This window comes from Enterobacter sp. BIDMC109 (genome assembly GCF_001037885.1).
GTDB classification, from domain to species: domain Bacteria; phylum Pseudomonadota; class Gammaproteobacteria; order Enterobacterales; family Enterobacteriaceae; genus Enterobacter; species Enterobacter hormaechei_C.
The window spans coordinates 2,874,330-2,899,952 of the sequence record NZ_KQ090002.1 but is presented as its reverse complement, the minus strand read 5'-3'; the positions used below and the strand labels follow the sequence as shown (position 1 = coordinate 2,899,952).

Here is a 25,623-nt window from a genome sequence, read left to right as displayed (position 1 = left end):
TCTGGCGCGTTCAGCCTTTTCGCACACTCAGAGCCACCCTTAAAACAGATCATGCCTACAGCGGGGCGCTGGCGCGTCACAGCACGGCCAAAAAAATCTTTCGCAGACCAAAATCGCACTACACCGCACCCGCCTGCGGTTTTTGGATCATAAAAATTTTTCAGTTTTATTTTTCTACAAACCAGACCGCCAGACCGCGCCAGTGCTGGCGGCTTTGAGGAAAACCGGAACTGAAAAGATTGAAAATAATTTCAGTATTTTTCACTTTTATGGATCTGTGGACGATCTAATGAAACATGTAACCATCGGAAAACAAATGACATTTTTGAATTTTAAGTGAAAAAAAGAATATCAAATTTTATGAGGCGAGAAGCTCAGGGAAAACCCGCAGGGTGAGAACTGGTGCGGGTTTTCCATTAGGCAAGAACCTATGAAAAACTGAAAAGATTATCAGTGTTAGGATACACATGATTTTATGGGGGCACGTTAGGAATGTAACTGGCCAAGTCGTTTCAAAGCCCTCTCTTCATTAAAATTACAGAGTATGTAACTTCTAATCTCTGCGCCAAATTTCTCATGAACGTACGGGTAATGATGCTCGTCGATATAAAACTGTATATTGCAGTTATCAATGAATTCACCTAGTTCGTATATTTCATTTTTAATAACAGGTTGATAGTTGTACCTGTTTTGATAACTAACAAAAGGAATGTTGAATATATGTTCTTCATCAAAGGTGTTATCTTGAAAAAATTTCATCAACATTTTAAGTCCATCAGGGTTGAAATCAAATAATTCATCAACTTCTTTTCGATGTTTGAATTCAAATAATTGGTTGATTACGTTTTTATATAGAGGATTAATAGTGCAGAAAGTGGTTTTTTTATCTAGTCGGTGTAGCGGCAATATAATCTTACTTTCAAGAAGCCCCATGAATGCCTTATTGTGCTCAGATTCACTATATGATTCCAGAGCAATTGTGCAATCACTTTTATTGAGCTTTAACATTATATTTTTGGCTTGAAATGAATAGTCATTGAAGCTACTTTTAAATAAGTCTAATTTCTTGCGCTCGCTTATCTCTTTTTCTGCTGCTTGTTTTTGAAGGTCCAATTTATTCTTTCTGAGTTGTATTCTGTTTTTGGTGAAACTGTAAATGAAGTCTACTGAGTTGAATAGAATGGAAGATGTCAAAGCACCAAATGAAAAACCAATTACTGTAATTAATCCTAATGATAATTCGCTGGGTAGCTTAAATGGGGGCAGCATTGGTGCAATAAAAACCCAGCAGAAAATGATCGAACCAGCGATTATCAGCAGCCTGAGTGACGATCTAAATGAAACAAGATTTGTTAAGTGCGATAGAACCGTTGCTAAAGGGTCAGCCATTGAGTCCTCCTCAGTTTGTAACGAGTTATCATATAAGAATTATTAAGCATCAGGACTAAGGCGCATAGAGTGTCATACATCACAAACAGATAAATCGTGTGCGACACTTTTGTGTCACTCATTTCTCGGCCAACAAATACTTACTTGAATGCTTAGGTTTATTCAAAGTATCACGGGCTTTTTTGTTTCTGTTCATCCCAAGATTCGAGAATGAACATAGTCAAGGTATGTGCGGCATTTATAGCTAATCTAGCGTGGCGAGGCTTTAAGTTATAGATTTTTCTCCCGGCTCCGTGAGCTGAACTTGCGTGAGTTCGTAGGGCACCAATCCCATCAGTCAACGAATAAAGGCCACTAAGAATGCGTTTGAGGTCTTCATCTTCAACTGCTTTAGTATCAAGCCCTAAAGACTCGCGAACAACTTTCCATAGTCCCTGGAGATCTTGCTTAGCTGGAACCTGAAGTTTTTCATCGGCAATAAACACTTTGAAGGTAGATTCCATAATGTTACAGGCTGCGGATACTGCTTCTCTCGGATCAGTGTGGATATTCTCAAGTGCCCTGGAAAACTCCATCTCTACTGCGGGAATGTTGCGTTTACCAATTGCCTCTTTTAGGGTGACAGAAGTTATCGAAGCTCCATCAGAAATATGTCCGCCAGTTAGATATCGCAATCCATATCGACCAAGCAAATCAGTCATTTTTTCGGCAAAATCAACCTTGGGTTGCTCCCAACCGAATATGCTGCCTTTAGGCTGATCAGCTTCCATGTAGCCTTCTATCAATCTGCCAAGGATTGCTAATGGGTCGTCACATTCTTTGTTGATTCTTCTCAGCCAGTCCTGTGCTTTCGCCGCTTTCGCTAAATCAGGAGCATCGCCAGGTGCATCAGCGTACATGAACAAACTGTTCATGGTTGCGTGAGTTTCGACTGAGCCCATATGGTCAGATAAAACCGAAATAACTGGCTGTGGAATTTGTCGTCCCATATAGACTCCATCAACGTGATTAAGCGCTGCCGCCATTTTGTCGCCAATGGCTTTAGTGAAAGGTTATAAGTGGTTGGTTTTCAGGGGATAATATAGCAGGCAACAAAAAACCCATCAACCTTGAACCAAAACGGCGGGGTTGATGGGCTCCACAAATTGGGGACATCAAAGAAAAGCAGTGGCACTAGTTATGACTGCACCCTGCGTAAAAAGTTCTGCGCGTAACGAAAATTTTTTCAGCCACACGCAAACTTGAGATTTATCCGAGTCCTGGCCAGATAATGATGATCAGCGTACCCGCCAGCGTCAGCAGCACGTTGGCGATTGCGTACGTGCCTGCATAGCCCAGCGCCGGGATATTGCTGCGCGCGGTGTCGCTGATGATCTCCATCGCCGGTGCGCAGGTGCGCGCGCCCATCATCGCGCCGAAGAGCAGGGCGCGGTTCATGCGCAGCACGTAGGCGCCGAACAGGAAACAGATCACCACCGGTACCAGGCTGACGATAAGTCCGGAAACCAACATTTGCCAGCCGACCGCGCCCAGGCCGTTGCCAATGCCGCTCCCGGCGCTTAAGCCGACACCCGCCATAAAGACCATCAGACCGAACTCTTTCACCATATTCAGCGCCCCCTGAGGGATATAGCCGAAGGTGGGATGGTTCGCTCGCAGGAAGCCCAGCATGATCCCGGCGAACAGCAGACCGGCTGCGTTACCAATGCCGAAGCTAAAGTTGCTGAACTGGAAAGTGATCATCCCGATCATCAGGCCGACAATGAAGAAGGCGCAGAAGGCTAACAGGTCCGTCACCTGGCTGTGGATCGAGATAAAGCCGATACGGTCGGCAACGGTTTTAACCCGTCGGGCATCGCCGCTGACCTGCAACACATCGCCTTTATTGAGCACCACGTTATCGTCGATAGGCATTTCAATCTGGCTGCGGATCACGCGGTTGAGGAAACAACCGTGGTCGGTCAGCTTCAGCTGTGCCAGACGGCGGCCCACGGCGTTGTGGTTTTTCACCACAATCTCTTCGGTGACGATACGCATGTCCAGCAGGTCGCGGTCAAACACCTCTTTCCCGTTGCGGAAGCTCGGATCGAGACGCGCGTGGGCGTCCGGGTAGCCAACAAGGGCGATGTCATCGCCCATCTGGAGCACCGCGTCACCGTCCGGGTTTGCCAGAATGCCGTTACGACGGATACGTTCGATGTAGCAGCCGGTCTGACGGTAGATCCCCAGCTCGCGCAGGTTTTTCCCGTCGGTCCAGGCAACCAGCTCCGGCCCGACGCGGTAGGCGCGGATCACCGGCAGGTAAACTTTACGTTTGGAGTCCGTGTCCAGGCCGCGCTCGCGGGCGATGGTCTGGGCGCTGGTCTGAAGATCCTGATGCTGAAGTTTTGGCAGATAGCGCGCGCCAACAATCAGGCTCACCAGACCAATCAGATAGGTCAGGGCATAGCCCAGACTCAGGTTGTCCAGCGCGGAGGAAAGCTGCGTGCCTGCCATGCCAGAATGACGAAGCGTATCCCCCGCGCCAACAAGCACCGGCGTGGAGGTCATCGAGCCTGCCAGCATACCGGCCGTTAAGCCGATGTCCCAGCCAAACAGTTTGCCCAGCCCTAACGCAATCAGCAGGGCGCTGCCGACCATCACCAGCGCCAGCATCAGGTAATTTTTGCCGTCTCGGAAGAAAATGGAAAAAAAGTTCGGACCGGCTTCCACGCCTACGCAAAAAATAAACAGCATGAAACCTAAGTTAAGCGCGTCCGTGTTAATACTGAAATGTTGTTGACCTAATAACAGGGAGACGACTAAAACGCCAATGGAATTACCAAGTTGAACTGAACCCAGGCGTAATTTACCCAGACAAAGGCCCAGCGCCAGTACCACAAATAATAACAGGATGTAATTCCCATTTAACAAGTCTGCGACGTTTATATTCACGGAGGCTAACTTCTTGTTTACCAGTAAGTTGTTGAATGAAAGGACTATTTGGGCTACTGTTTTCAGAGTCAGGGAATCACTTTGCATCTCCCTGCTTCCTGATAAATACCCTAAACACTAGCAGTCGGTTAGTTTAATCGTAATAGCTACCGACAGCCACCTATTATCGCACGACTTCTGTGCGTGCTTTGGCAAGGATTGCCGCATTGCTTTATCTGACTGGGCGTCCACCGGACGATTTTTGTATTTGATAGAGATAAGTCAGGAGGATAGTTTGAACTTTAAACGAAACTGGGCTGGCGTAATCAGCTGTTTTTTGCTGTTTACGGTCGTTTGCATGTCGCTCGCTTTTAACGTGAAAGGCGCCTTCAGAGCGTCCGGTCATCCCGAGCTGGGCCTGTTGTTCTTCATCCTGCCGGGGGTAGTCGCTGGTTTTCTCTCGCGTAAAGGCGAGGTGGTGATGCCGCTTATTGGGGCAATGCTTGCGGCCCCGCTCTGCCTGCTTCTGATGCGCGTGCTGTTTCTCTCGTCGAGAAGCGTCTGGCAGGAAGTGGCGTGGCTACTGAGTGGCGTTTTCTGGTGTGCGCTGGGCGCGCTCTGTTTCTTATTTACGCGCAGCCTGCTGCAACAGCGGAAGCACCGTAAATAAAAACGCCCTCAGGGTGAGGGCGTCTTCGCATTACTGAGCCGCAAACAGGCCCAGGTGTTCTTTGGCGTAGGCCTCAAAATCGGTGCAGCCGCCGATGTGTTTCTGATCGAGGAAGATCTGCGGCACGGTTTCAACCGGTTTACCCACGGTTTTTTCCAGATCGGCTTTAGTGATGCCTTCCGCGTGGATATCCACGTAACGGAAGTTGAAATCATCACGTTCTTCAGTCAGTTTCTCTGCCAGCTCTTTCGCGCGTACACAGTAAGGGCATCCTGGACGACCAAAAATTACTGCAAACATTTCTCTCTCCTCAAAAAACAAGCCTGACGGCGAATAGCGCCTATAGTGCACGATAACCTGCCGTCATGGAAAGAAGGTTTCACCTGTCACTTTGATACAGTCAGGCTATGTTTCGCCAATTACATCAGGTGGATCATTGCCTATACTGGCTGCCATACGTTTTACGCAACACAAAGAGAGACAAAATGACGCCAACCATTGACCTGCTTCGTTCCCACCGTTCCATTCGCCATTTCACCGATGAGCCGATTACCCAGGCGCAGCGGGAAGCGATCATCGACAGCGCAAGAGGCACCTCCAGCTCCAGCTTTTTGCAGTGCAGCTCCATTATCCGCATCACCGATCCGGCGATGCGTGAGCAGCTGGTAACGCTGACGGGCGGACAAAAGCACGTTGCCCAGGCGGCTGAGTTCTGGGTGTTCTGCGCCGATTTTAACCGTCATCTGCAAATCTGCCCCGAGGCCGAGCTGGGGCTGGCGGAACAGCTGCTGCTGGGCGTGGTGGATACGGCGCTGATGGCGCAAAACGCGTTCACGGCGGCGGAATCGCTGGGGCTTGGCGGCGTCTATATTGGCGGGCTGCGTAACAACATCGAAAGCGTGACGGAACTGCTGAAGCTGCCGAAACACGTTCTGCCGCTGTTTGGTCTGTGCCTCGGCTGGCCGGCGGATAACCCGGATCTGAAGCCGCGCATTCCTGCTGCGATGCTGGTGCATGAAAACCACTGCCAGCCGGTCGACCAGGACGTTCTGCATCAATACGATGAAGAGCTAGCGAACTACTATCTGACGCGCGACAGCAACAACCGCCGCGACACCTGGAGCGACCATATTCGTCGCACCATCATCAAGGAGAACCGCCCGTTCATTCTTGATTACCTGCACAAACAGGGCTGGGCAACGCGGTAGTCCATTCCTCCTGCGCCTCGTGTATGATAGGCAGGCTTTTACCATGTCTTTAGAGAGGTGCAGGGTGAAAATTGCCATATTGTCCCGGGATGGAACGCTCTATTCATGTAAACGCCTGCGAGAAGCGGCGGCGAAACGCGGACATCAGATTGAGATCCTCGATCCGATGTCCTGCTATATGAACATCGACCCTGCGGCATCGTCGATTCATTACAAAGGCCGCAAACTCCCGCATTTTGATGCGGTTATCCCCCGCATTGGCTCCCAGATCACCTATTACGGTACGGCTGCGCTGCGCCAGTTTGAAATGCTGGGAAGCTATCCGCTCAACGAGTCCGTGGCGATCTCCCGCGCCCGCGATAAGCTGCGCTCGCTGCAACTGCTGGCGCGCCAGGGAATCGATCTGCCCGTCACCGGGATTGCCCACTCCCCGGACGACACCAGCGATTTAATCGACATGGTGGGCGGTGCGCCGCTGGTTATTAAGCTGGTGGAAGGTACGCAGGGTATTGGGGTGGTACTGGCGGAGACGCGTCAGGCGGCGGAAAGCGTGATCGACGCGTTTCGCGGTCTGAATGCCCATATTCTGGTGCAGGAGTATATTAAAGAGGCCAACGGGTGCGACATCCGCTGCTTTGTGGTGGGCGATGAGGTGGTGGCCGCCATAGAGCGGCAGGCAAAAGAGGGCGACTTCCGCTCTAACCTGCACCGCGGCGGTATCGCGCGGGTGGCCCTTATTAGCGAGCGCGAGCGCGAGATTGCGGTGAAAGCAGCGCAGACGCTGGGCCTGGACGTGGCGGGGGTCGATCTGCTGCGTGCCGGGCGCGGGCCGCTGGTGATGGAAGTCAACGCCTCGCCGGGGCTGGAAGGGGTGGAAAAAACCACAGGCGTCGATATTGCAGGTAAAATGATCGCATGGATTGAACGCCATGCGACGCCGGGATTTTGCCTGAAAACGGGCGGTTAAATGGATCGGCGCGCACTTTTTGCGTAATCTGGACAACGTTTTTATTTAAGAGGCTGCACAGCGATGGATTTACAGGTCGTACCTACACTGGATACGTTACGTCAATGGCTCGATGATGCCGGTATTACTTTCTTCGAATGCGACTCCTGCCAGGCGCTGCATCTGCCTCACATGCAAAATTTCGACGGCATTTTCGATGCCAAAATCGATCTGATCAACGACGTGATCCTTTTCTCCGCGCTGGCCGAAGTAAAGCCTTCAGCGCTGCTGGCGCTGGCCTCTGATCTGTCAGCGATCAACGCCAGTTCTTTGACGGTGAAAGCGTTTCTCGACATACAGGATGATAATCTGCCAAAGCTGGTGGTTTGCCAGTCTTTATTCTCCGGCGCGGGGCTCTCCTTCAAGCAGTTCGCCTGGTTTATGCGCCTGAGCGAAGAGCAAATTTCCATGGTAATGATGGAAGCCAACGCACATCACCTGCTGTATAGCGCGGAAGATGACGCCGAGAATAATGATGCATCTCCCAATTTTCTCCACTAAGCCTGTCTGACTTTTGCGCAGTCGCTGCCAGAGCGGCTGCATAACACCGTTTTTTCTGCTGCTTTTAACCTTTCTTTAAAGAGTTTTTCACCTCCTCTGCGGCCGTTTCGGCTTATCACGTAGACATAATCTGCATAAAAAATTGATAAAAGGCGTTTTTTCGTCTGGGCTATAGCCGGAGACACGGGCTACAGTTATTCTTGCGGTGCTTAAAAAAGCGAGCGGAACCTGCCGGAATGAGGGGGGTATTTTATTTCGGGCAGAGCGACAAACTATGCATGATTATTGCATATCTTCAGGCTGCACAGATTTGGTTCGTTTGTTAACGAACTTTCAGAAGGAATAACAATATGATCGCCTTGAATAAAAAATGGTTATCGGGTCTGGTTGCGGGTGCTCTGATGGCCGTCTCTGCCGGCACGCTCGCTGCGGAACAAAAAACGCTGCACGTCTATAACTGGTCTGACTATATTGCGCCGGACACCGTCGCGAATTTTGAAAAAGAGACCGGCATTAAGGTTGTCTACGACGTATTCGATTCCAACGAAGTGCTGGAAGGCAAACTGATGGCGGGCAGCACCGGTTTCGATCTGGTGGTGCCGTCGGCAAGCTTCCTGGAGCGTCAGCTGACCGCCGGTGTCTTCCAGCCGCTGGACAAGAGCAAATTACCAAACTGGAAAAACCTCGATCCGGACGTGCTGAAGCTGGTGGCGAAGCACGATCCGGAGAATAAATACGCGATGCCTTACCTGTGGGCGACCACCGGTATTGGCTATAACGTGGATAAAGTCAAAGCGGCGCTGGGCCCGGACGTCAAGCTGGACAGCTGGGACGTGGTGCTGAAGCCGGAAAACCTCGAGAAGCTGAAAAGCTGCGGCGTCTCTTTCCTTGATGCGCCGGAAGAGATTTTCGCCACCGTGCTTAACTATCTCGGCAAAGATCCAAACAGCAGCAAGGCTGACGACTACACCGGTCCGGCGACTGACCTGCTCCTGAAGCTGCGTCCGAATATTCGCTACTTCCACTCCTCTCAGTACATCAATGACCTGGCTAACGGGGATATCTGCGTGGCCATCGGCTGGGCGGGCGACGTCTGGCAGGCGGCGAACCGCGCGAAAGAGGCGAAAAACGGCGTGAATGTTTCCTACTTCATTCCGAAGGAGGGGGCGCTGGCGTTCTTCGACGTCTTCGCGATGCCGGCTGATGCGAAAAATAAAGAGGAAGCGTATCAGTTCCTCAACTACCTGATGCGTCCGGACGTGATTGCCCACATCAGCGACCATGTCTACTACGCCAACGGTAACAAGGCCTCCGTGCCGCTGGTGAGCGAAGATATCCGCAATAATCCGGCGATCTACCCGCCAGCCGATGTGTTTGCCAAGCTGTTCACCCTGAAAGTGCAGGAACCAAAAATTGACCGTGTGCGTACCCGCGCGTGGACCAAGGTGAAAAGCGGTAAGTAACGGCGTTTGATATCGTTGCCCGGTGGCGCTGTTGCTTACCGGGCCGACAGATCCCGTAGGCCGGGCAAGCGTTAGCGCCGCCCGGCGATGCGCACCCTGACGGTGCGTTTGCACCAGTGTTGATCTATGCCGGAGAACACCCCGTGAATGACGCGATCCCCCGCCCGCAGGCGAAAGTCCGTAAAGCGCTGACCCCGCTTCTTGAAATTCGTAACCTCACCAAATCCTTCGACGGCCAGCATGCCGTGGACGATGTCAGCCTGACGATCTACAAAGGTGAAATTTTTGCTTTGCTCGGCGCATCGGGCTGCGGCAAATCCACACTGCTGCGTATGCTGGCAGGCTTTGAACAGCCTACCGCCGGGCAGATCGTGCTGGATGGGGTAGACCTCTCCAGCGTGCCGCCGTACCAGCGGCCCATAAACATGATGTTCCAGTCCTATGCCCTGTTCCCGCACATGACCGTTGAGCAGAACATCGCCTTCGGCCTGAAGCAGGACAAACTGCCGAAAGCCGAAATCACCGCGCGCGTGGCAGAGATGCTGAGCCTGGTGCATATGCAGGAGTTTGCGAAGCGTAAGCCGCATCAGCTTTCCGGCGGCCAGCGTCAGCGCGTGGCGCTGGCAAGAAGTCTGGCGAAGCGTCCAAAATTATTACTGCTCGACGAGCCGATGGGCGCGCTGGATAAAAAGCTGCGCGACCGGATGCAGCTGGAAGTGGTGGATATCCTCGAGCGCGTGGGGGTGACCTGCGTGATGGTGACCCACGATCAGGAAGAGGCGATGACCATGGCCGGGCGCATTGCGATCATGAATCGCGGTAAGTTCGTGCAGATCGGCGAGCCGGAAGAGATCTATGAACACCCGACAACCCGCTACAGCGCGGAGTTCATCGGCTCGGTAAACGTCTTCGAAGGGCTACTGAAGGAACGCCAGGAAGACGGTCTGGTGATTGAATCGCCGGGGCTGGTGCACCCGCTGAAGGTTGATTCTGATAACTCCGTGGTGGACAACGTGCCGGTTTACGTTGCCCTGCGCCCGGAAAAAATCATGCTTTGCGATGAGCCGCCCGCCGATGGCTATAACTTTGCCGTGGGCGAAGTGGTGCACATTGCCTATCTCGGCGATCTGTCGATTTACCATGTGCGCCTGAAAAGCGGCCAGATGCTCAGCGCCCAGTTACAGAACGAACACCGGTATCGCAAGGGACAGCCAACCTGGGGCGACGAAGTGAGCCTCTGCTGGGATGCGGACAGTTGCGTAGTCCTGACGGTATAAGGAGCGGTCATGAGCACACTTGAACCTCCAGCCCGCGTCAAAAAACCGGGCGGTTTCGCGCTCTGGCTGGCGCGCATGCAGATGGCGCATGGCCGCAAGCTGGTCATCGCCATGCCCTATATCTGGCTGATCCTGCTGTTTCTGCTGCCGTTCCTGATCGTCTTTAAGATCAGCCTGGCGGAGATGGCGCGGGCGATCCCACCGTATACCGATCTGTGGGAGTGGGCCGACGGGCAGCTGACGCTGACCTTAAACCTCGGTAATTTCCTGCAACTGACCGACGATCCGCTCTATTTCGAAGCCTATTTGCAGTCGTTACAGGTTGCGGCTATTTCTACGATTTGCTGCTTGTTGATGGGCTACCCGCTGGCGTGGGCAGTGGCGCACAGCAAGCCGTCGACGCGAAATATTTTACTGCTGTTGGTCATTTTACCGTCGTGGACGTCGTTCCTGATCCGCGTGTACGCGTGGATGGGGATCCTGAAGAATAACGGCATACTGAATAACTTCCTGCTGTGGCTTGGGGTCATCGACCAGCCGCTGACGATCCTGCACACCAACCTTGCGGTGTATATCGGGATTGTCTATGCCTATCTGCCGTTTATGGTGCTGCCAATCTATACGGCGCTGACGCGAATCGATTACTCGCTGGTGGAAGCCTCGCTGGACCTCGGCGCACGCCCGTTGAAGACTTTCTTCAGCGTCATTGTGCCGCTCACCAAAGGCGGGATCATCGCCGGATCGATGCTGGTATTTATCCCGGCGGTCGGGGAGTTTGTGATCCCGGAACTGCTCGGCGGCCCGGACAGTATCATGATTGGCCGCGTGCTGTGGCAGGAGTTCTTCAATAACCGCGACTGGCCGGTGGCCTCGGCGGTGGCGATCGTCATGTTACTGCTGCTGATCGTGCCGATCATGTGGTTCCACAAACATCAGCAGAAACAGATGGGAGACCACGGATGAACAACTTACCGGTAGTACGCTCCCCGTGGCGAATTGCGATCCTGATTATCGGCTTTACCTTCCTGTATGCGCCAATGCTGATGCTGGTGATCTACTCGTTCAACAGCTCTAAGCTGGTCACCGTCTGGGCGGGCTGGTCCACGCGCTGGTACAGCGAGCTGTTCCATGATGATGCGATGATGAGCGCGGTGGGGCTGAGCCTGACCATTGCGGCGCTGGCGGCGACGATGGCCTGCGTGCTGGGCACTATCGCCGCGCTGGTGATGGTGCGCTTTGGCCGTTTCCGCGGGGCGAATGGTTTCGCGTTTATGATCACCGCCCCGCTGGTTATGCCGGACGTCATCACCGGCCTGTCGCTACTGCTGCTGTTTGTCGCGCTGGCGCACGCCATCGGCTGGCCAGCGGATCGCGGGATGCTCACCATCTGGCTGGCACATGTCACCTTCTGTACGGCGTATGTGGCGGTGGTGATCTCCTCGCGACTGCGCGAGCTGGATCGCTCCATTGAAGAGGCGGCGATGGATCTCGGCGCAACGCCGCTGAAGGTCTTTTTCATCATCACGCTGCCGATGATTATGCCGGCGGTGATCTCCGGCTGGCTGCTGGCGTTCACGCTCTCGCTCGACGATCTGGTTATCGCCAGCTTTGTGTCGGGGCCGGGCGCGACGACGCTGCCGATGCTGGTCTTCTCCAGCGTGCGGATGGGGGTGAATCCGGAGATCAACGCCCTGGCGTCCATCATCCTTGGCGTGGTCGGAATTGTCGGATTTATCGCCTGGTATTTGATGGCGCGCGCGGAAAAACAGCGTGTGCGCGATATCCAGCGTGCAAGACGCGGCTGAAGGAATTACTATTTCCAATGATGTGCTGCGTATGACGCGGCACTGTTTTTCAGGGAAGTAAAAACATTGGGATTCTTACAAAAAACACGTCATTCGCACGCTCGTCCGAACGTCCCTGCACTGGTGCAGGTGGCGGCGCTCGCCATTATTATGATCCGCTGCCTGGATGTGCTGATGATAATGAACACGCTGGGTCCGCGCGGAATGGGGGAATTTATTCACCGCAGCGCGCAGACGTGGAATCTGACGCTGGTGTTTCTCAGCAGCCTGATGCTGGTGTTTATTGAGATCTACTGTGCGTTCTCGCTGGTGAAAGGACGTAACTGGGCGCGCTGGGTGTATCTGCTTACGCAGATCACCGCCGCAGGCTACCTGTGGGCCGCCTCGCTGGGCTATGGCTATCCGGAGCTGTTCAGCATACCCGGTGAGTCGCGACGCGAGATTTTCCATTCACTGGTGATGCAAAAACTGCCGGATATGCTGGTGCTCTGCCTGCTTTATCTCCCGGCTTCCAGTCGGCGGTTCTTCCGCCTGCAATAATGTGTATAATCGCAGCCCTCGTGTTTCTTAAGGTTTTCATATGCAGTGCGCACTCTATGACGCCGGACGCTGCCGCTCCTGTCAGTGGATAGAACAGCCGGTCTCTCAACAACTCACCGCCAAAATGGCCGACCTGCAACAGCTGCTGACAGCACATGCGGTGGGCGAGTGGTGCGCACCCGTCAGTGGCCCGGAACAGGGCTTTCGCAATAAAGCCAAAATGGTGGTCAGCGGCAGCGTTGAAAAGCCGCTGCTGGGGATGCTGCACCGCGACGGCACCCCGGAAGATTTAACCGACTGCCCGCTATATCCCGCCTCGTTTGAGCCGGTGTTTAGCGCGCTGAAACCGTTTATCGCCCGGGCGGGGTTAACGCCCTATAACGTTGCCCGCAGGCGCGGCGAGCTGAAATACCTTTTGCTGACCGAAAGCCAGATCGACGGCGGAATGATGCTGCGCTTTGTGCTGCGTTCGGAAAACAAGCTGGAGCAGCTGCGCGCGGCGCTTCCGGGGTTGCAGGAACAGCTTCCGCAGCTCAAGGTTATCACCGCGAATATTCAGCCGGTGCATATTGCGATCATGGAAGGGGAGAAAGAGATTTTCTTCACCGAACAGCATGCGCTGGCTGAAAACTTCAACGGCGTGCCGCTGTGGATCCGTCCGCAAAGCTTCTTCCAGACTAACCCCACCGTCGCCAGCGCGCTGTACGCCACCGCGCGCGACTGGGTGCGTGCGTTACAGGTTCATCACATGTGGGATCTGTTCTGCGGCGTCGGCGGCTTTGGCCTGCACTGTGCCACGCCAGACATGCAGCTCACCGGAATTGAGATCTCCGCCGAAGCGATTGCCTGCGCGAAGCAGTCCGCCGCAGAGCTGGGGCTGACGAATCTGCACTTCCAGGCGCTGGACTCGACCCGGTTCGCCACCGGACAGGGCAACGTGCCGGAGCTGGTGCTGGTGAACCCGCCGCGCCGGGGTATCGGCCAGGCGCTCTGCGACTACCTGAGCCAGATGGCGCCGGAGTACATTGTCTACTCCAGCTGTAACGCGCAGACCATGGCGAAGGATATCGCCAGCCTGCCGGGCTACCGCATTGCGCGCGTTCAGCTTTTCGATATGTTCCCCCATACCGCCCATTATGAAGTGTTGACGTTGTTGGTGAAAACGCGCTAATCCTCAACATCGCCCGGTGGCGCTGCGCTTACCGGGCCTACGATCCGGAGTAGGCCGGGTAAGGCGTAGCCGCCACCCGGCTTTGTTTGCTCAACCCAGTAATGCGACTCCCGTCTCTGTTTTAAGCCAGCGTGGCGCTTTCAACTGGTCGGCAAAATAGCCTGTCAGCTCACGTTGTTAACCAAAGCGCAGGCCGGGTAAGGCGAAGCCGTCACCCGGCATAAACCCCGCACAATGTTCAACAAAATGTGAACTCTTCCCCCGCTCGAAATCAGGTAAGCTTACGTCATAACAAATGATTGAAGGCTTACCCATGAAGCAGATCCTGCTGGTAGAAGATGACCACGATATCGCGGCACTCCTGCGTCTTAACCTGGAAGATGAAGGCTATGCCATTACCCACGAGCCCGACGGGGGCAACGCCTTACAGCGTCTTGAAACACAGCTGTGGGACGCGGTGATCCTCGATCTGATGCTGCCGAATGTTGATGGTCTGGAGATTTGCCGCCGTATCCGCCAGATGACCCGCTATCTGCCCATTATCATCATTAGCGCCCGCAGCAGTGAAACTGACCGTATTACCGGCCTGGAAACCGGGGCGGATGATTATCTGGCAAAACCTTTCTCGGTGCAGGAGCTGATTGCCCGCATTAAGGCGCTGTTTCGCCGTCAGCAGGCGATGGGCCAGGCGCAGACGGACGGCATTATTCAGGCGCACGGACTGACTATCGATCCGCTGGCGCGCACCGTGCGCCTTAACGGCCAACACGTCGATCTCACCCCGCGCGAATTTGAACTGCTCTATTTCTTTGCCCGCCATCCCGGAGAGGTCTTTTCGCGGCTGGCACTGCTGGAGCAGGTATGGGGGTATCAGCACGAAGGCTACGAACACACCGTCAATACCCACATTAACCGCCTGCGCATTAAAATAGAGAAAGATGCCGCCGAGCCGGAGATCGTTCGCACCGTCTGGGGCAAAGGCTACAAATTTGCGGAGCAGAATCATGATGCGTCGCTTTAGCCTGAGCCAGCGCCTGACGCTGCTGTTTACGGCGTTACTGCTGCTCTGCGCCACCGTCGCCTGTGCGGTGCAGCTCTACAGTAGCATGCAGTACGGCAATGCGATGGTGCAGCGGCTCTCCGGTGGGCTGGCGCAGCAGATTGTGCAGCGGGAAGCGATTCTGGATGCGCAGGGCAGGGTGGATCGCAGCGCCTTAAAACCGCTGTTCGACCGGCTGATGACCTTTAATCCGAGCGTCGAGCTGTATGTTGTCTCGCCAGATGGCGATATCCTGGCCGATGCCGCCCCGCCGGGGCACATTCAGCGGCAAAAAATTGACCTCGCGCCGATACAGAATTTCCTCAGCGGGACGGTGATGCCGGTGTTTGGCGACGATCCCCGAAGCCAGAATAAGAAAGTCTTCAGCGCCACCCCGCTGCGGCAGGACGGTGAGCTGAAGGGGTATCTGTACATTATTTTGCAGGGGGAGGAGTCCAACGCGCTGGCGGAGATGGCCTGGCACAAAGCGCTCTGGAGTACGGCGCTGTGGTCGATGCTGCTGGTGGCGCTGTTTGGTCTGCTGGCGGGGTTGCTGCTCTGGTACTGGGTGACGCGCCCGGTTAAAGAGCTCACGCTGGACGTGGCCGGGCTGGAGCAGGACAGCATCAGCGCGATTAAGCAGCTGGCGGCCCAGCCGCTTGAGCCTGCCGGCCAGGATGAAGTGGCGATCCTGCGCAATACCTTTATCGAGCTGGCGCGCAAAATCACCTCTCAGTGGGATCGGCTGGCCGACAGCGACCGCCAGCGCCGGGAGTTTATCGCCAACATTTCGCACGACTTACGCACCCCGCTGACGTCGCTGCTGGGTTATCTGGAAACGCTGTCGCTGAAATCCGCAACGCTGTCGCCGCAGGAGCATCAGCAGTACCTCGCTACCGCGCTGCGTCAGGGGCAAAAGGTACGCCATCTGTCGCAGCAGCTGTTCGAGCTGGCGCGTCTTGAGCACGGCGGCATCAAGCCCCAGCGCGAGCGTTTTGCCATGGCTGAACTGATTTCCGACGTGGCGCAAAAGTTTGAACTCGCTGCCCGCACGCGTGAGTTAAATCTGCACATTGACGTCCCGGGTCCGCTGCCGCAGGTGTTGGCCGATGTTTCCATGATTGAACGGGTGGTGACGAATCTGCTGGATAATGCGATACGCCATACCCCAGCAGGTGGAGACATTCGTCTGGCGGTGTGGCAGGAGAACGACCGGTTACAGGTTGAAGTGGCCGACAGCGGAACGGGTGTTGATGCCGCATTACGGGACGATCTGTTCCAGCGTCCGTCAGCGTTAAATCCACAGGCCTCGCGGGAGCACCGGGGCGGGTTAGGGCTGTTAATCGTGAAAAGAATGCTGGAGCTGCACGGCGGGGGGATCAGGCTGATGGAGTCCGTGAGCGGGGCACGGTTCAGGTTCTTTGTGCCGCTTTAAGAAATTGCCGGGTGGCGGCTTCGCCTTACCCGGCCTACAGACCACCCCCGTAGGCCAGGTCACCCGGCAAAAAAGGTTATTGCGGGAACCACTGCTCGCTGATTTTCTGGTATGTGCCGTCAGCTTTGATCGCTTTCAGCGCGCCGTTCAGTTTCTCAAGCAGAGCCTTGTTATCCGGACGCACGGCAATACCGAGGCCAGTGCCGAAATACTGCGGATCGGTCACTTTCTCCGTCGCTGTACCCAGCTGCGGGTTGGTTTTCAGCCACTCATTCACGACCGCGGTGTCGCCAAATACGCCATCAATACGGCCATTTTTCAGGTCGATAATGGCGTTCTGGTAGCTGTCGTAGGCCACGGTTTTGACTTCAGGATGCTTGTCCTGGAGGTATTTCTGGTGCGTGGTGCCGTTCTCCATGCCGATGCGCTTGCCTTTCAGCTCGTCGAAAGATTTATAAGCCCCTTTCTTCGCAATCACCACCGCAGAGTTCGCGTAGTACGGGTCGGTGAACGCGACCTGCTTGCTGCGCTCTGGCGTGATGTCCATGCCGGAGATCACCGCGTCGTACTTTTTAAATTTCAGGGACGGGATCAGGCTGTCAAATGCGTGGTTAGTAAAGGTGCAGTCGGCCTGCATCTGCTTGCACAGCGCTTTCGCCAGGTCGATGTCGAAGCCGACGATCTGGTTGCTGGCATCCAGCGATTCAAACGGCGGATAGGTGGCAGAAACGCCGAAATTGATTTTATCGGCGGCGGATGCGCCAGCGGCGAAGGTTGCGAGTAATGCGGCCAGAACTAACTTTTTCATTGTAATGCTCCCGTCTGTCAATCTTGTCATTATGCGCCGTGTCTGCGGCATGGATGTACAATGCCACTCAATGAATTTATATGCAATAAATATGATTAAATATTATTTAATGCATAAAAAAATGCGGGTAACCCATCAGGTTACCCGCACTACGAAAACAGCTTTATGCATTAAGTCGTTTATTTTCTGCGCTCAAACGCCAGCGCCTTACGCTCGATAAGACGCATCATCAGGGTCAGCAGACCGTTGACCACCAGATAGACCAGACCCGCCGCACCGAACACCATCACGTCGTAGGTGCGTCCGTACAGCAGCTGTCCGTGGCCCATCACTTCCATCAGGGTGATGGTGTAGGCCAGAGAGGTGCTTTTGAACACCAGCACGACTTCGTTGGAATAGGAAGAGAGGGCGCGCTTAAAGGCATAAGGCAGCAGGATCGCCAGCGTATCCTTCTTGCTCATGCCCAGCGCCCCGCAGGACTGCCACTGGCCTTCCGGGATCGCGCGAATGGCGCCGTAGAACAGCTGCGTGGTATAGGCCGCGCTGTTCAGGGAGAGGGCAATCAGGGCGCAGAGCCATGGCTCAGAGAGCAGATGCCAGATAACCGGATATTCCTGTAACGACGGGAACTGGCCCGGGCCGTAGTAAATCAGGAAGATCTGCACCAGCAGCGGCGTTCCGGTGAAGAGCGTAATGTAGCCACGTACAATCCACACCAGCACCGGCGTTTTCAGCGTCAGGACGATGGTGAAGATCAGCGCCAGGATCAGCGCCACGATGATAGACGCGACGGTCAGCGTCAGGCTGGTGTGCAGCCCTTTCATCAGTTCGGGTAAATAATCCAGCATCAGCCTGGTCTCCGTTCAAAACGCGTTGCGCGCAGATCAATACGCTTCAGAACGTACTGGCTCAGCAACGTGATCACCAGGTAGATAGCCGCCGCGACGATGTACCAGGTAAACGGCTCCTGCGTACGGGTGGCGATACTTTTGGTTTGCAACATCAAATCGTTCACGCTGATCAGGCTCACCAGCGCGGTATCTTTCAGCAGTACCAGCCACTGGTTACCCAGCCCTGGCAGGGCATGACGCCACATCTGCGGCATCACCAGGCGGAAGAAGATCGCCGCTTTCGACAGACCCAGCGCCTGGCCGGATTCCCATTGACCCTGCGGTACCGCTTTCAGCGCGCCGCGCAGCGTTTGTGACGCATAGGCCGAATAGAGCAGGGAGAGCGCAATCACGCCGCACAGGAACGGGCTGACGTCGAAGTTCTCAATCTGCATCTGCACCGGGATCTGCGCAAAGCCGAGATTAATCGTGAAGCCGTCCGACAGCGTTAACAGCAGCTGTGAGGAGCCGAAATAGATAAACAGGACCACCAGAATTTCCGGCAGTCCACGCAGCACAGTCACCAGCGCTGAACCGAGCCATGCGACAGGGCGCCACTTAACGGACTCCCACACCGCAAAGAACATCGCCAGTACGAGGCCGATAATCAGTGCACAAACGGCAAGGCCGACGGTCATCCCGGCGGCGCTTGCTAAAGGAAAAATTTCATTCATCAGGAATTACTTCTGGAACCATTTTTTGTAGATGGTTTCGTAGGTGCCGTCTTTCTTCACTTTTTCCAGCGCAGCGTTGAATTTCTGCTGCAACTCGGTATTGCCCTGACGTACGGCAATACCCAGACCTGTACCGAAGTAGTCTTTATCGGTCACCTTGTCACCCACGGCGGCCAGCTTGTCGTTCGCTTTCAGCCATTCAGTCACAACAGCCGTGTCCCCGAACACCGCATCGATACGACCGTTTTGCAGGTCCAGCTTCGCATTCTGGTAGCTGTCATACGGCACGGTGGTGATTTCCGGATGCTTATCCATGATGAATTTCTGGTGCGTGGTGCCGTTCTGCACGCCGACTTTCTTGCCTTTCAGCAGGTCAACGGAGGCGTATTTACCTTTCTGACCGATGAACAGGGCCGAGTTGTCATAATAAGGGGTGGTGAACAGAACCTGCTTTTCACGCTCCGGAGTGATGTCCATTCCGGCCATTACGGCGTCGATACGGCGGAACTTCAGGCTTGGGATCAGGCTGTCGAACGCCTGGTTGCTGAAGGTACAGGTCGCGTCGATTTCTTTACACAGGGCGTTTGCCAGGTCCACGTCGAAGCCAACAATCTTGTTGTTCGCATCAATGGATTCAAACGGAGGGTAGGACGCTTCAGTGGCGAAACGGATGGTCTGGGCTGCGGTAGCGGAAAGGCTGACGCTAGCAAGCAGCGCGGCAATCAATACTTTTTTCATTATAATTTCCCTAACACATTAGTGTGATAAGTAGTTTTTGAAGGCATCGGTTTGCGGGTTAGTGAAGCAGCTCGCGTCACCCTGCTCAACGATATACCCGTTTTCCATATAGACCACGCGGCTGGCGGTTTTGCGCGCCACTTCCACCTCGTGGGTCACGATGACCTGGGTAATGTTAGTTTCCGCCAGCTCACGAATGATGCTCACGATCTGGGCGGTAATTTCCGGGTCCAGCGCCGCGGTCGGCTCGTCAAACAGCAGCACCGCAGGCTCCATCATCAGCGCACGGGCGATCGCCACACGCTGTTGCTGACCACCAGAAAGATGTAAAGGATACCGGTCGCTGTACGGTTTCAGACGCAGACGTTCCAGCAGCTTTTCCGCACGCGCCATCGCCTGGTCTTTGCTTAAGCCAAGCACGCGGCACGGGGCTTCAATCAGGTTTTGCACCACCGTCAGATGCGGCCAGAGATTGTATTGCTGGAAAACCATGCCCACGTTTTGACGCAGTTCACGAATCGCTTTATCAGACGGGGTTTTCGCGAAGTCAAAATGGTTACCGGCGATGGCCAGCGTCCCCGAACGGGGCATTTCAAGCAGATTAAGAACACGCAGAAGGGAGCTTTTTCCCGCGCCGCTTGGGCCGAGCAAAACCAGCGTTTCGCCCTCCGGGCAACTCAGCGTAATGTCGAACAGCGCCTGGTGTGCGCCGTAGAAGCAGTTAATGCCGTTTAGTTTAATACTCATCGGGGCAGTCTTTACTCATCCAGGCAATCTATAGCAATTGAGGCCGCAGATAGTACCGTTGACAGAATAGTTATGCAATATTTCTGCGTTAAAAGTTAAATATAACCCGTATTTACTCTTAAACATAGCACAAAATAGCGACGGGAATGGGGGGCGAGTATAAATGTCGGCATTCCGCAGGAAATGCCGGACATTTTACGGGGTTAACGTTTATTTAACGGAGGCGTTAGCGGTTCTCAATCGACTGGCGAAGGGTGCCCGCCGGGGCATGAACGCTGCCGCCAATGTAGCGCACATCGTCTATTGCCCAGCACTGGCCTTCACGGATCATCAGAACCTCATCCTGCCATGTTTGCGTCCCCTGGGTGAGCTTCACGCGCAGGGGAATATTGCGTGCGTCGGTATTCGGTATGGTGGACGCGCTGGCAACGTCGGCGCTGTCCGGCAGCGTGGCGCGGCTGGAGAACGGATCGGATGACAGCAGGGCGTTGTGCTGCGGATCGCGCGAAGCGTCGGTGAGCAGTTTCGCCAGATTATCGCTCAGGTACGGGCGCAGGGCGGTCAGGTCATTACCGCGATGCTGAATACGGTAATCATAAAATTGTTGCGCCACGGCATCCGGGCCACCCTCAATACAAGGGCCGCTGCGGGTTCCGATATCCTTAAAGGCTGGCGTGACCGGCGTTGTGCAGGCGCTGAGCACCAGCGCGCATGGCACTAAAAGCGTTAAAGCAGAGTAGCGCATGTTGATTTCCTTATTTATTAACTATCCTTTCAATCATAGCGTAACGAACCGATAATGCTGTCGCTAACGCATTGAACGCTAAAGAAGGAGAGAAAGTATGCAATTTTCAACAACGCCAACCCTGGAAGGTCAACCGATTACCGAGTACTGCGGCGTGGTCACCGGTGAGGCGATTCTGGGCGCCAACATTTTCCGCGATTTCTTTGCCGGCATTCGGGATATCGTCGGGGGTCGTTCCGGCGCGTACGAGAAAGAGCTGCGTAAGGCGCGCGAGATTGCGTTTAAGGAGCTGGGCGAGCAGGCCAAAGCGCTGGGCGCGGATGCGGTGGTGGGCATTGATATCGACTACGAAACGGTCGGGAAAGATGCCAGCATGCTGATGGTGAGCGTAAGCGGCACGGCGGTGAAGACCCGTCGATGAAGCGTTCGCTCTCAACCCTCCTGCTGGCGATGTTGCTGGCAGGATGCGCCTCGGAAGAGGGCATTGTTGATAAAGGCGCGTACGAGCTGGATACGCGCCATCAGGCGCAGGCGGCCTACCCGCGTATAAAGGTGCTGGTTATTCACTACACCGCCGATGATTTCGACACCTCGCTTGCGACCCTGACCGATAAAAACGTCAGCTCTCACTATCTCATCCCCGCAAAGCCGCCAGCTCCGCAGGGCAAACCGCGTATCTGGCAGCTGGTCCCGGAGAGCGAACTGGCCTGGCATGCGGGCATCAGCTTCTGGCGTGGCACCAACCGCATAAATGATACCTCCGTCGGCATTGAGCTGGAAAACCGCGGCTGGCGGAAAACCGGTGACGTGAAAACCTTTACCCCCTTCGAACCGGGGCAAATTGCGGCGCTGATCCCGCTTGCCAGAGATATCATCGCCCGCTACGACATTAAACCGCAGAACGTGGTGGCACACTCGGATATCGCCCCGCAGCGTAAAGACGATCCTGGCCCGCTGTTTCCGTGGCGCGAACTGGCGCAGCAGGGTATCGGAGCCTGGCCCGATCCGGGGCGCGTGAATTTTTATATCAACGGGCGACCGCATTATCAGCAGGTTGATACCGCAGCACTGCTCGATTTGCTGGCGCGCTACGGTTACGAGGTGCCAGAAAACAGTACGCCCGAACAGCAAAAACGCATCATCATGGTTTTCCAGATGCATTTCCGTCCGCAGTTATGGAATGGCGTAGCGGATGTGGAAACCATGGCGATTGCCGAAGCACTTTTAGAGAAATACGGGCAGGGGTAAACCTTCGGACTACCCCCGAATGAGTATATTTTCGTAAGTTCCTATCAGATTAATCCTAAGTACAAACTCATTTCATTTTTAGTTAATTGACTTAAAATTATCCCGATTTAAGATGGACACATAGCGCGCTAAGTAATTTGGCGAATTAATAAAAAGCTTCACTCTATTTTTGTTTATTCTTGACGTTTTCATCAGGAAAAATATTTATGGCTCGGTAACAACACCGTGGCCATGCTTTTTAAAAATCACATCTTAAATCGGGTATAACAATGTTAAGCATCTATGGAAAAAAATTACGTCCGCAACATGAAATGGAAAAGATCATTTCTGCAACCTCAGGCGTTGAAGAAAGAACGTTAAAAAAATGGCAGAAAATTTCCACTTCTGATTCCGGCTATATTCATATTATCGTTAGCGGTGAAGTCGAATTTCGACGTGAATCTGACGAACTGTGCATGTTCACCGTCACCGGGCAATGCATTTTCGGCCTGTCGTCAATGTATTACAACGCCACCCATATGTACGGCCTTGTTCGGACGAATACGGTTGTTCGCTCGATCAAGAAAGAGGTCTTCGCCCAGCTGATGACCGAAAAAAATCTGTGGCCAGAACTGACCAAAGTCCTTTCCTGGTACATCTGCATGCTGAGCAAACGTGATGATGTTCTGGTTGCCCGCAGTGCGTATTCCGTTGTCCGCGAATTTTTATATGAGATTAACGACCTGATTGTTCAACAACAGCGTGATATTAACGTTTATGATTACATTCAGGAATACACTAACCTGGCACGTAGCACTATTATTAAAATCCTCTCCGATCTGAAAAAGGGTCAATATATTGTGGTGGAAAAAGGTCGACTGCTTAACCTTACCGCACTGCCTGAAAAATATTAATACCTGCTCCCGCCGTCTCCTTTTTCACTGAAAGGAGAACGGCTATTTCCACTGTTTTTTACACTGGCTTGTGAATTATCCTGCGTTTCGTCAACCGGCGGCGCGGGAATTTTTCCTTGAGAATAATCCTGCTCCTGCTCTTTTAGCGCCTGCTTAAATAATTCTGTTAATGATGACTCTTCACTGCCCGTGCTGGCGGGAGCGTTATCGTGCTCATGCGCTTCGGTCCCGGGTAAGGTATCCCGCGAGGCGTCGTGTGGCACCGCGCCGTCGGGCGCCTGCTGCCAGTCGCCATCATCACTGTTGATCGGCAGATCCTGCATCGATGGAACATCAACTGGCACTGGCGCAGCTTTAGGCTGCGGATGCGGGAACGGTTTACTCACGTACACGTAATGCATATCCGAAAGCTGCGTTTCCGGTTTCGCAACGCTGGCGTTGACCGGTTCAGGCGCCGGGTGGTGCAGGTTCCAGTAGACGTGCATATACTGGCCGACAACCAGCATGACGCAAAGCCCGACCAGCCATAACGCTGTTTTGCCGAATACGTTTTTCAGGCTGGGGAGACGGTACGAAAACCAGACCGCTTCCCCGGTTGTATAGCTGCGCTGGGCCGCAAGACAGATGGTCGACATTAGGCTTTCTTCTCCTGCATTTTCGCGTCCGGGGTGGTGCGGGTGGCCTGAATCAGTACGCCCGGCGTGCTGTTGGTCACACGCATCAGCTGCATCAGCGTATCTTCACCGGGGATACCATCCACGTGCAGATGCATTTTTTGCTGGAACTCGCGGGTGCGTTTCATCATCTCTGTGGTCCAGATCCGGGCATGCGTTTCGGGCTGGCTCAGCGCCAGGCTTAATTGCTGATCCAGCCAGGCCATATCTTTGCTGTCGCTGGCCGCGCCGATCGCGTCTTTACCTTCCGGTGTCAGGCGGTGCAGCTGGGTGAAGTTGCCGGTCGCGTGCCGGTTAAACCAGCTGCGGCTCACCTGCCAGGTCCGGTTATTCATTAACAGGTCAATGGACGTGTCCCCGACCCTGGCGACCACCGCATAGTTAAGATGGCCGCTGGTTTTCAGTTCACTGACCCACGGATACCCTTCCTGCGCCAGCGCCTCCGGCGACGCGTTCCCCTGTTTACACATCAGGTTCACTTTGGCGGCGTTCTGGCACAACGCATCTTCGGCCGAGGCGTCATACCCCCACATGAGATACAGCTGATGCATCGCATCCGGCTGATTAACTATTTCGTTGTCGATAACCGGCACTACGGGCGCTTCGACTTTTAGCGATTGCTGTTTCCAGCTGACGGGCACCGGGAGCTGGATCGGCAGGCGTGCGCCGATCGATGAGGTCAAATACCAGCCACAGGCGGCAAACAGCACGGACGCAAACAGCCCCACGGTCGCCAGGCGCTTACCATGTTTTTGGGCGGGCAGGATCTCTCCCGCCGCCAGACGTAAATGACGTGGGCTGACCTGCGCCGCGCGTTCCGTCCAGGCGGCGAGCATTGACAGGTGCGCCAGCGCGTTCAGTTTGCTGATGTTGCCTTTGGTTAGCGTGTGCATTTTACGCACGCGGGCAGGCGGCAACGGCGAGTTTTCGCAGCCGTGTTCTTCGCACTGGGCCTGTACATAGCTCAGGTATTCGCGGCAGGTCAGGGGGCGCAGGGCATGATGCGTGTGCGTATATTCGCGCAGTTCAGGTTGCTTTAGCAGGATCTCCTGATCCGCAGTGCCCGTCAGTACCACGGCGAGCCGGAAGTTCAGCTCCTGGGCGCGCGTGAGCAGCGTTCCCAGGACTTCACGGCAGCTCTCCTTCATGGCTTCGGCATGGGCGATCGTCAGCACTCTGGATTTTGCTTTCCCCTCCTGCCACTGGCGCAGGACGGCATCCACTGCCTGCATGCGATCTTTAATCACTTTCGTTCCCGGGTTGAGTTTGTACAGCAGGCTACTGGCACTCAGTTTGGGAAACGCGTTGATGGCAAGAACGGTATGGTTGCTGGCTTTCAGCGCGTCGATGAACTGACCCAGAAGCGGAGCGTCGTCGCAAAAAAGCCCGATAATTCCCGCCAGCTGGGTTTTCTCTTTCAGCAGGTTGAACACGTCCTGATGATAAGGCACCAGAAAATCACCGGATAAACGGGTGATTGTCCTGAATGGCGGATTTTTAAAATTAAAGTGGCTCTGATACATAACGACTTACCGTCTCTGATTAGGAATAGCAACAGCAGCTGAAAGTAAGGTAATGCCCCTGAGCGGTCAATTTGCAGACAGAGTAAAAATATCCAGCCGGCTGCGCCTAACATCTGGAATTTATACGGTCAATATTTTTCTTTATGAAAGTTGGTGGCGAAGTCAGTGGTCGCGTTTGCAACAGCTTATTACTATTTTCCTCCATATTGGCGCAGTATGACGCTGCTTATTTTTGCTTTGCTATAGGCCGGATAAAAAATGAGGTT

27 protein-coding genes are annotated in these 25,623 nt (G+C 54.2%); 15 read left to right on the top strand and 12 right to left on the bottom strand.

Annotation, left to right across the window (positions count from 1 at the left end):
* Positions 1-486 precede the first annotated feature (486 nt).
* The 3 genes from SK62_RS13745 to SK62_RS13735 form a co-directional block, all read right to left on the bottom strand.
* Complete coding sequence (locus SK62_RS13745; RefSeq protein WP_047718738.1) at positions 487-1,389, bottom strand: hypothetical protein; 903 nt, start codon at positions 1,387-1,389, stop codon at positions 487-489.
* A 170-nt stretch (positions 1,390-1,559) separates the two neighbouring features.
* A complete protein-coding gene (locus SK62_RS13740) occupies positions 1,560-2,378 on the bottom strand; it encodes an abortive infection family protein (protein WP_045308519.1) in 819 nt (272 codons plus the stop codon).
* Positions 2,379-2,637: 259 nt separating this feature from the next.
* Complete coding sequence (locus SK62_RS13735; RefSeq protein ID WP_026080732.1) at positions 2,638-4,323, bottom strand: aspartate:alanine antiporter; 1,686 nt, start codon at positions 4,321-4,323, stop codon at positions 2,638-2,640.
* Between the two features lie 274 nt (positions 4,324-4,597).
* Here SK62_RS13735 and SK62_RS13730 point away from each other — a divergent pair, with 274 nt between their 5' ends.
* The gene (locus SK62_RS13730) at positions 4,598-4,972 is read left to right on the top strand and encodes an inner membrane protein YbjM (RefSeq protein WP_017384878.1); all 375 of its coding nucleotides are present in this window, start codon (positions 4,598-4,600) and stop codon (positions 4,970-4,972) included.
* Between the two features lie 30 nt (positions 4,973-5,002).
* On the opposite strand, the gene SK62_RS13725 is transcribed toward SK62_RS13730, so the two are convergent.
* Entirely contained in the window at positions 5,003-5,272 is a 270-nt protein-coding gene (locus SK62_RS13725; RefSeq protein WP_006809455.1) for a GrxA family glutaredoxin, read from the bottom strand.
* A 185-nt stretch (positions 5,273-5,457) separates the two neighbouring features.
* Here SK62_RS13725 and nfsA point away from each other — a divergent pair, with 185 nt between their 5' ends.
* The 11 genes from nfsA to SK62_RS13665 all read left to right on the top strand — a co-directional run bounded on the left by nfsA (position 5,458) and on the right by SK62_RS13665 (position 16,417).
* Positions 5,458-6,180 (top strand): nitroreductase NfsA, encoded by a 723-nt coding sequence (nfsA, locus tag SK62_RS13720; protein WP_048249621.1) that lies wholly within the window; start codon positions 5,458-5,460, stop codon positions 6,178-6,180.
* 64 nt (positions 6,181-6,244) lie between these two features.
* The gene (gene rimK, locus SK62_RS13715) at positions 6,245-7,147 is read left to right on the top strand and encodes a 30S ribosomal protein S6--L-glutamate ligase (RefSeq protein ID WP_017693733.1); all 903 of its coding nucleotides are present in this window, start codon (positions 6,245-6,247) and stop codon (positions 7,145-7,147) included.
* A 63-nt stretch (positions 7,148-7,210) separates the two neighbouring features.
* The gene (locus SK62_RS13710; protein WP_003858385.1) at positions 7,211-7,687 is read left to right on the top strand and encodes a YbjN domain-containing protein; all 477 of its coding nucleotides are present in this window, start codon (positions 7,211-7,213) and stop codon (positions 7,685-7,687) included.
* Positions 7,688-8,037: 350 nt separating this feature from the next.
* Complete coding sequence (gene potF, locus SK62_RS13705; RefSeq protein ID WP_045339540.1) at positions 8,038-9,150, top strand: spermidine/putrescine ABC transporter substrate-binding protein PotF; 1,113 nt, start codon at positions 8,038-8,040, stop codon at positions 9,148-9,150.
* Between the two features lie 143 nt (positions 9,151-9,293).
* Positions 9,294-10,427 (top strand): putrescine ABC transporter ATP-binding subunit PotG, encoded by a 1,134-nt coding sequence (potG, locus tag SK62_RS13700; protein WP_006809449.1) that lies wholly within the window; start codon positions 9,294-9,296, stop codon positions 10,425-10,427.
* A gap of 9 nt (positions 10,428-10,436) precedes the next feature.
* Positions 10,437-11,390, top strand: a complete 954-nt coding sequence (gene potH / locus SK62_RS13695) for a putrescine ABC transporter permease PotH (protein ID WP_017693731.1) — start codon at positions 10,437-10,439, stop codon at positions 11,388-11,390.
* Positions 11,387-12,232, top strand: a complete 846-nt coding sequence (gene potI, locus SK62_RS13690) for a putrescine ABC transporter permease PotI (protein WP_003858378.1) — start codon at positions 11,387-11,389, stop codon at positions 12,230-12,232. The genes potH and potI overlap by 4 nt, the downstream gene beginning before the upstream one ends.
* A 42-nt stretch (positions 12,233-12,274) precedes the next feature.
* Entirely contained in the window at positions 12,275-12,772 is a 498-nt protein-coding gene (locus SK62_RS13685; RefSeq protein ID WP_085929694.1) for a YbjO family protein, read from the top strand.
* Between the two features lie 40 nt (positions 12,773-12,812).
* Positions 12,813-13,943, top strand: coding sequence for a 23S rRNA (uracil(747)-C(5))-methyltransferase RlmC (gene rlmC / locus SK62_RS13680; RefSeq protein WP_047718735.1), 1,131 nt, complete (start codon positions 12,813-12,815; stop codon positions 13,941-13,943).
* A gap of 313 nt (positions 13,944-14,256) precedes the next feature.
* On the top strand, positions 14,257-14,964 hold the full coding sequence (locus SK62_RS13670) for a response regulator transcription factor (protein ID WP_048249620.1): 708 nt from the start codon (positions 14,257-14,259) through the stop codon (positions 14,962-14,964).
* The gene (locus SK62_RS13665) at positions 14,948-16,417 is read left to right on the top strand and encodes a sensor histidine kinase (RefSeq protein WP_023296194.1); all 1,470 of its coding nucleotides are present in this window, start codon (positions 14,948-14,950) and stop codon (positions 16,415-16,417) included. Before SK62_RS13670 ends, SK62_RS13665 begins: the two co-directional genes overlap by 17 nt.
* A 76-nt stretch (positions 16,418-16,493) precedes the next feature.
* Here SK62_RS13665 and artJ read toward each other — a convergent pair whose 3' ends face one another.
* The 6 genes from artJ to SK62_RS13635 form a co-directional block, all read right to left on the bottom strand.
* Complete coding sequence (gene artJ / locus SK62_RS13660) at positions 16,494-17,225, bottom strand: arginine ABC transporter substrate-binding protein ArtJ (RefSeq protein ID WP_015571008.1); 732 nt, start codon at positions 17,223-17,225, stop codon at positions 16,494-16,496.
* A gap of 179 nt (positions 17,226-17,404) precedes the next feature.
* Complete coding sequence (artM, locus tag SK62_RS13655; protein ID WP_048249618.1) at positions 17,405-18,073, bottom strand: arginine ABC transporter permease ArtM; 669 nt, start codon at positions 18,071-18,073, stop codon at positions 17,405-17,407.
* Positions 18,073-18,789, bottom strand: coding sequence for an arginine ABC transporter permease ArtQ (artQ, locus tag SK62_RS13650; RefSeq protein WP_003858367.1), 717 nt, complete (start codon positions 18,787-18,789; stop codon positions 18,073-18,075). Before artQ ends, artM begins: the two co-directional genes overlap by 1 nt.
* Before the next feature lie 6 nt (positions 18,790-18,795).
* Positions 18,796-19,527 carry an arginine ABC transporter substrate-binding protein ArtI gene (gene artI, locus SK62_RS13645; RefSeq protein ID WP_006174322.1) on the bottom strand — a complete coding sequence of 244 codons (732 nt, stop codon included), beginning with the start codon at positions 19,525-19,527 and terminating at the stop codon, positions 18,796-18,798.
* Between the two features lie 18 nt (positions 19,528-19,545).
* The gene (artP, locus tag SK62_RS13640) at positions 19,546-20,274 is read right to left on the bottom strand and encodes an arginine ABC transporter ATP-binding protein ArtP (RefSeq protein ID WP_006809439.1); all 729 of its coding nucleotides are present in this window, start codon (positions 20,272-20,274) and stop codon (positions 19,546-19,548) included.
* A 226-nt stretch (positions 20,275-20,500) separates the two neighbouring features.
* Positions 20,501-21,019: a lipoprotein gene (locus SK62_RS13635; protein WP_015571007.1), complete on the bottom strand. Its 519-nt coding sequence runs from the start codon at positions 21,017-21,019 to the stop codon at positions 20,501-20,503.
* Between the two features lie 97 nt (positions 21,020-21,116).
* On the opposite strand from SK62_RS13635, the gene SK62_RS13630 reads away from it, so the two are divergent.
* The 3 genes from SK62_RS13630 to SK62_RS13620 all read left to right on the top strand — a co-directional run bounded on the left by SK62_RS13630 (position 21,117) and on the right by SK62_RS13620 (position 23,160).
* Positions 21,117-21,440, top strand: a complete 324-nt coding sequence (locus SK62_RS13630; RefSeq protein WP_006174327.1) for a heavy metal-binding domain-containing protein — start codon at positions 21,117-21,119, stop codon at positions 21,438-21,440.
* Complete coding sequence (locus SK62_RS13625; RefSeq protein ID WP_023296195.1) at positions 21,437-22,267, top strand: N-acetylmuramoyl-L-alanine amidase; 831 nt, start codon at positions 21,437-21,439, stop codon at positions 22,265-22,267. Before SK62_RS13630 ends, SK62_RS13625 begins: the two co-directional genes overlap by 4 nt.
* Before the next feature lie 269 nt (positions 22,268-22,536).
* The gene (locus SK62_RS13620; RefSeq protein ID WP_017693726.1) at positions 22,537-23,160 is read left to right on the top strand and encodes a helix-turn-helix domain-containing protein; all 624 of its coding nucleotides are present in this window, start codon (positions 22,537-22,539) and stop codon (positions 23,158-23,160) included.
* Here the strand turns inward: SK62_RS13620 and SK62_RS13615 are convergent.
* Positions 23,157-23,795, bottom strand: a complete 639-nt coding sequence (locus SK62_RS13615) for a hypothetical protein (RefSeq protein WP_047718692.1) — start codon at positions 23,793-23,795, stop codon at positions 23,157-23,159. The two genes, SK62_RS13620 and SK62_RS13615, sit on opposite strands and share 4 nt — an antisense overlap.
* The gene (locus SK62_RS13610; protein ID WP_047718690.1) at positions 23,795-25,357 is read right to left on the bottom strand and encodes an ExeA family protein; all 1,563 of its coding nucleotides are present in this window, start codon (positions 25,355-25,357) and stop codon (positions 23,795-23,797) included. The genes SK62_RS13615 and SK62_RS13610 overlap by 1 nt, the downstream gene beginning before the upstream one ends.
* Between the last annotated feature and the right edge of the window lie 266 nt (positions 25,358-25,623).

Coding starts and splice junctions, on each gene's coding strand:
- SK62_RS13745 (WP_047718738.1), bottom strand. CDS start 1,389: ATGGCTGACCCTTTAGCAACGGTTCTATCGCACTTAACAAATCTTGTT.
- SK62_RS13740 (WP_045308519.1), bottom strand. CDS start 2,378: ATGGGACGACAAATTCCACAGCCAGTTATTTCGGTTTTATCTGACCAT.
- SK62_RS13725 (WP_006809455.1), bottom strand. CDS start 5,272: ATGTTTGCAGTAATTTTTGGTCGTCCAGGATGCCCTTACTGTGTACGC.
- nfsA (WP_048249621.1), top strand. CDS start 5,458: ATGACGCCAACCATTGACCTGCTTCGTTCCCACCGTTCCATTCGCCAT.
- SK62_RS13710 (WP_003858385.1), top strand. CDS start 7,211: ATGGATTTACAGGTCGTACCTACACTGGATACGTTACGTCAATGGCTC.
- potF (WP_045339540.1), top strand. CDS start 8,038: ATGATCGCCTTGAATAAAAAATGGTTATCGGGTCTGGTTGCGGGTGCT.
- potH (WP_017693731.1), top strand. CDS start 10,437: ATGAGCACACTTGAACCTCCAGCCCGCGTCAAAAAACCGGGCGGTTTC.
- potI (WP_003858378.1), top strand. CDS start 11,387: ATGAACAACTTACCGGTAGTACGCTCCCCGTGGCGAATTGCGATCCTG.
- rlmC (WP_047718735.1), top strand. CDS start 12,813: ATGCAGTGCGCACTCTATGACGCCGGACGCTGCCGCTCCTGTCAGTGG.
- SK62_RS13670 (WP_048249620.1), top strand. CDS start 14,257: ATGAAGCAGATCCTGCTGGTAGAAGATGACCACGATATCGCGGCACTC.
- SK62_RS13665 (WP_023296194.1), top strand. CDS start 14,948: ATGATGCGTCGCTTTAGCCTGAGCCAGCGCCTGACGCTGCTGTTTACG.
- artJ (WP_015571008.1), bottom strand. CDS start 17,225: ATGAAAAAGTTAGTTCTGGCCGCATTACTCGCAACCTTCGCCGCTGGC.
- artM (WP_048249618.1), bottom strand. CDS start 18,073: ATGCTGGATTATTTACCCGAACTGATGAAAGGGCTGCACACCAGCCTG.
- artQ (WP_003858367.1), bottom strand. CDS start 18,789: ATGAATGAAATTTTTCCTTTAGCAAGCGCCGCCGGGATGACCGTCGGC.
- artI (WP_006174322.1), bottom strand. CDS start 19,527: ATGAAAAAAGTATTGATTGCCGCGCTGCTTGCTAGCGTCAGCCTTTCC.
- artP (WP_006809439.1), bottom strand. CDS start 20,274: ATGAGTATTAAACTAAACGGCATTAACTGCTTCTACGGCGCACACCAG.
- SK62_RS13635 (WP_015571007.1), bottom strand. CDS start 21,019: ATGCGCTACTCTGCTTTAACGCTTTTAGTGCCATGCGCGCTGGTGCTC.
- SK62_RS13630 (WP_006174327.1), top strand. CDS start 21,117: ATGCAATTTTCAACAACGCCAACCCTGGAAGGTCAACCGATTACCGAG.
- SK62_RS13625 (WP_023296195.1), top strand. CDS start 21,437: ATGAAGCGTTCGCTCTCAACCCTCCTGCTGGCGATGTTGCTGGCAGGA.
- SK62_RS13620 (WP_017693726.1), top strand. CDS start 22,537: ATGTTAAGCATCTATGGAAAAAAATTACGTCCGCAACATGAAATGGAA.
- SK62_RS13615 (WP_047718692.1), bottom strand. CDS start 23,795: ATGTCGACCATCTGTCTTGCGGCCCAGCGCAGCTATACAACCGGGGAA.
- SK62_RS13610 (WP_047718690.1), bottom strand. CDS start 25,357: ATGTATCAGAGCCACTTTAATTTTAAAAATCCGCCATTCAGGACAATC.